Source organism: Streptomyces sp. 15-116A (assembly GCF_025290915.1).
Lineage (GTDB): Bacteria > Actinomycetota > Actinomycetes > Streptomycetales > Streptomycetaceae > Streptomyces.
Genome location: NZ_JAOCQE010000400.1, coordinates 1 through 4,429, shown reverse-complemented (window position 1 = coordinate 4,429; position 4,429 = coordinate 1). Strand labels below are relative to the sequence as shown.

The window sequence follows — 4,429 nt, the reverse complement described above, 5'->3', positions numbered from 1 at the left end:
CGGGCCCAGCGTGCTGCGCCGGCCCCGCACCACCGCGTCCAGCAGATCCACCGCCGCCACGTCGGCCAGCTCCGGCACCGCCACGTCGGCCAGCTCACGGGCCGTACGGTCCAGGTCGAGCGTGGTGCCGATGCGGGCGGTGGCGTCGGCGATCAGCCCGAGGCGGCGCCGCGCGGCCTCGGCCTCGACGCCGGCCCGGTACTGCTCGGTGACGTCGACCACCGACACGGCCACGCCCAGGATCGTGCCGAGTGCGTTCTCCAGCCGGTACAGCGACACGGACCAGGCGTGGTCCTCGTCCGGGTCGGCCGGTGTGCGGCCGATCGCGGGCTGGTCGACGACGGGCTTCCCGGTGTCCAGGACCCGTCGTGCGGCCGACTCGATGGCGTCGGCGTCCAGCAGCGGCAGCACCTCACGGACCGTGCGGCCCAGATGCTCCTCGGCCGGAATGCCGTTGATCTGCTCCAGCGCGGGATTGACCGAGGCGTACCGCAGATCGGTGTCCAGCACGGCGAGTCCGATGGGGGACTGGGCGACGATCCGGGTGGACAGTGCCACGTCCCGCTCCAGCCGGCGCACGGTCGACTGGTCGACGGCCAGGCCGAGGGCGTACACGTCCCCCCGGTCGTCCAGCAGCCGCATGTTGCGGAACTCCACCAGCCGGGTGGTGCCGTCCTTGCGCCGGATGGGGAACGCCCCGGCCCAGCTCTGCCCGGTGCGCATGACGTCGGCGAACAGCTTGACGACCAGGTCCAGGTGCTGCTCGTGCACCATGATCCGGGCGGCGTACTGGCCGAGGGCCTCCTGGGCGCTGTAACCGAACAGCTCCTCGGCCTGCGGGCTCCACAGGACGACCCGTCCCTCGGTGTCCAGGACCACCGAGGCCACCCGCAGTACGTCGAGCAGCCCGCTGGGGCGCACCGGCCCGCGCGCCGGTCCCTCGCCCTCGACCAGGGGTGACCCGGCTGCACTCATCCCACGCCCCGCCTTCGCCGATCCTCACGGCCCGCTGTCACGGTGCCGACTCCCCTTGTTCTACCGCGCGCGGGGGCGATTTTCCGCCGCTCCTGCCGTCTGTTTCCACCTTCTCCCAACATGGCGGCGGGCGCCCCGCAGAACCCCCGGCGACCTCGGCACCCGCACGGTCCCACGCACGCCCTCCCGTGGGGAAGGACCCGGCCCGCGGGTAGTGCGGTCCGGCCGGTGGTGCTTTGCTGGGGGAGGGGCGGGGCAGCGCCGCGGGGGCACGAGAGGAGCGATCACGATGGGCAGCGAGCGACCGCACCCGGAGACGGTCTCGGTCGAGATCAGCGGATGCAGCAAGCAGGACGCCCGGCTCGTGTTCGACACGCTGTGCGCGTGCTTCACGTCCGACCGGTGCGCCGACGACGTACCCGAGGAGTTCCACGAGACCCGCCCGACGGTGTGGCTGGGCACGTTCGACGTGGCCGACGCCCGCGAGGGGACCGTCCGGCCCGTCAGGCTGTCGTCCACGGTGGACGCCGATGTGCACGGCGGCTATTGGGCGATCGACCGGTTCCGCACGACCCTGGACTCCCTGTTCACCGTGCACGACCTGAGCAAGGTGCCCGGTGACCAGGAGGAGGAGCTGCATCTGAGGCTCGAGAACCGCTGACGGGCACAGCCGGGGTGTTCTGGCCCTGTGCCCTCCGTCACCCCTTTATGCAACTCGTTGCATAAAGCCGCGGGTGTCCTCTACAACAGAGGCACCACACCCGCGCACGGAGGGCCCGATGACCCGATACCCGCACCTGCTGTCGCCCCTCGACCTGGGCTTCACCACCCTGCCCAACCGGGTCCTCATGGGCTCCATGCACGTGGGTCTGGAGGAGGCCGAGGGCGGCTTCTCGCGCATGGCCGAGTTCTACGCCGCCCGCGCCCGCGGCGGAGTGGGCCTCATCGTCACCGGCGGTATTGCCCCCAACGACGAGGGCCGGCCCTACGAGGGCGGCGCCAAGCTCACCACCGACGCGGAGGCCGAACAGCACCAGGTCGTCACCGCCGCCGTGCACCGCGAGGGCGGTCGCATCGCCCTGCAGATCCTGCACTTCGGCCGCTACGCCTACCACCGCGACCTGGTCGCCCCCAGCCCTCTCCAGGCGCCCATCAGCCCCTTCGAGCCGCGCGAGCTCACCGACGCCGACATCGAGCGCACCATCGACGACTACGCCCGCACCGCCCGCCTCGCCCGCGCGGCCGGCTACGACGGCGTGGAGATCATGGGCTCCGAGGGCTATCTGATCAACGAGTTCATCGCCCGGCAGACCAATCACCGCACCGACCGCTGGGGCGGCTCCTACGAGAACCGGATGCGCTTCCCCGTCGAGATCGTCCGCCGGGTGCGCGAGGCGGTCGGCGAGGACTTCATCGTCGTCTACCGCCTGTCCATGCTGGACCTGGTGCCCGGCGGCTCCACCCTGGACGAGGTGATCACCCTCGCCAAGGCCGTCGAGGCCGCCGGGGCCACGATCATCAACACCGGCATCGGCTGGCACGAGGCCCGCATCCCCACCATCGCCACCTCCGTGCCGCGCGGCGCCTACACCTGGGTGACCAAGCGGCTGATGGGCGAGGTGACGGTCCCGCTCGTCACCACCAACCGCATCAACACCCCCGAACTCGCCGAGCAGTTGCTCGCCGAGGGCTGCGCGGACATGGTGTCGATGGCCCGCCCGATGCTCGCCGACCCCGACTTCGTCGCCAAGGCCGCCGACGGCAGGCCCGAGGCGATCAACACCTGCATCGGCTGCAACCAGGCCTGCCTCGACCACACCTTCAGCGGCCAGATCACCTCCTGCCTGGTCAACCCGCGCGCCTGCCACGAGACCGAGCTGGTGCTCGCCCCGACCCGCCGCCGCAAGCGCGTCGCGGTCGTCGGCGCCGGCCCCGCCGGCCTCGCCTGCGCCGTCAGCGCCGCCGAACGCGGTCACGACGTCACCCTGTTCGACGCGGCGAGCGAGATCGGCGGCCAGCTGAACGTGGCCCGCAAGGTCCCCGGCAAGCAGGAGTTCGACGAGACGCTGCGCTACTTCCGCACCCGGCTCGCCGAACTCGCCGTCGACGTACGCCTCGACACGCACGTCACGCCGGACGACGTCTCCGAGCACGACGAGATCGTCGTCGCCACCGGCGTCACCCCGCGCGTCCCCGACATCCCCGGCGTCGACCACCCGAGCGTCCTCGGCTACCTCGACGTGCTGCGCGACGGCGCCCCCGTCGGCGACCGCGTCGCGATCCTCGGTGCGGGCGGCATCGGCTTCGACGTCGCCGAGTTCCTCACCGACTCCGGCGACAAGGCCCACGAGAACCCCGAGACGTACTTCCGTCAGTGGGGCGTCGACCTCGACTACCGCGCCCCCGGCGGACTCGCGGCACCCGAGCGTCCCGCCCCGCCGCGCACCGTGCACCTGCTCCAGCGCAAGACGTCCAAGGTCGGCGCCGGACTCGGCAAGACCACCGGCTGGATCCACCGCACCGAGCTCAAGCACCGCGGCGTCACCATGGTGCCGGGCGTGCGCTACGACCGCATCGACGACGCCGGGCTGCACATCACCGTCGACGGCGAGAGCACCGTCCTGGAGGTCGACACCGTCGTGCTGTGCACGGGGCAGGAGCCGCGCCGGGACCTGTACGAGGAGCTGGTCGCCGCAGGACGCCCGGTCCATCTGATCGGCGGGGCCGACGTCGCCGCCGAGCTGGACGCCAAGCGCGCCATCAAGCAGGGCACCGAACTGGCGGCCGCCCTGTAGGGGAACGGCGGCCCGGGAGCGACGCGGGGCCGTCCCTAGGATGAGCCCCATGTCACTCCCGCACGCGATCCTCACCGCCCTGCTCGAGAAGCCGTCGTCGGGGCTGGAGCTGACCCGCCGGTTCGACAAGTCGATCGGCTACTTCTGGTCGGCGACGCACCAGCAGATCTATCGCGAGCTGGGAAAACTGGAGGCCGAGGGACTGATCCGGGCGCTGCCCTCCGAGCAGCCGGCCCGCGGGCAGAAGAAGTCCTACGAGGTACTGCCGGCGGGCCGGGCCGAACTGGCCCGCTGGACCGCCGCGTCCCAGGAGCCGAGGCCGCACCGCGACCCGCTGCTGCTGCGGCTCAGGGCGGCGGCCGTGGTCGGCACCGACGGCCTCGAGGCCGACCTGCGCCGCCACCGCGAGCTGCACGCACGGCAGTTGGCGGAGTACCAGGAGATCGAACAGCGCGACTTCCCGCCGGGCAGGGACGACCCCGAGGACCGGCTGCGGCATCTGGTGCTGCGGGCCGGTATCGACCTGGAGACCTTCTGGACCCGCTGGCTCGACCACGCGCTCGCGGAGTTCGAACGGCTCCCGGGCGGCCGGCGCGGCAATGCCCGGGACGCCGGGGCGGAATGACGACGCCGGCCGCCCGACCGGAGCGCATCGGAGC

4 protein-coding genes are annotated in these 4,429 nt (G+C 72.2%); 3 read left to right on the top strand and 1 reads right to left on the bottom strand.

Going from position 1 to position 4,429, the window contains the following annotated elements; translation table 11 throughout:
* On the bottom strand, window positions 1-975 hold a 975-nt coding region (locus N4P33_RS33185), incomplete at its 3' end, for a PAS domain-containing protein (RefSeq protein ID WP_260830643.1).
* Between the two features lie 289 nt (window positions 976-1,264).
* Between N4P33_RS33185 and N4P33_RS33180 the strand changes: the two genes are divergently transcribed.
* The 3 genes from N4P33_RS33180 to N4P33_RS33170 all read left to right on the top strand — a co-directional run bounded on the left by N4P33_RS33180 (window position 1,265) and on the right by N4P33_RS33170 (window position 4,395).
* Window positions 1,265-1,636 (top strand): hypothetical protein, encoded by a 372-nt coding sequence (locus N4P33_RS33180; protein WP_260830642.1) that lies wholly within the window; start codon window positions 1,265-1,267, stop codon window positions 1,634-1,636.
* A 118-nt stretch (window positions 1,637-1,754) separates the two neighbouring features.
* Window positions 1,755-3,770 carry an NADPH-dependent 2,4-dienoyl-CoA reductase gene (locus tag N4P33_RS33175; RefSeq protein ID WP_260830641.1) on the top strand — a complete coding sequence of 672 codons (2,016 nt, stop codon included), beginning with the start codon at window positions 1,755-1,757 and terminating at the stop codon, window positions 3,768-3,770.
* A 49-nt stretch (window positions 3,771-3,819) separates the two neighbouring features.
* Entirely contained in the window at window positions 3,820-4,395 is a 576-nt protein-coding gene (locus N4P33_RS33170; protein WP_260830640.1) for a PadR family transcriptional regulator, read from the top strand.
* Window positions 4,396-4,429: the final 34 nt, after the last annotated feature.

Coding starts and splice junctions, on each gene's coding strand:
- N4P33_RS33170 (WP_260830640.1), top strand. CDS start 3,820: ATGTCACTCCCGCACGCGATCCTCACCGCCCTGCTCGAGAAGCCGTCG.
- N4P33_RS33175 (WP_260830641.1), top strand. CDS start 1,755: ATGACCCGATACCCGCACCTGCTGTCGCCCCTCGACCTGGGCTTCACC.
- N4P33_RS33180 (WP_260830642.1), top strand. CDS start 1,265: ATGGGCAGCGAGCGACCGCACCCGGAGACGGTCTCGGTCGAGATCAGC.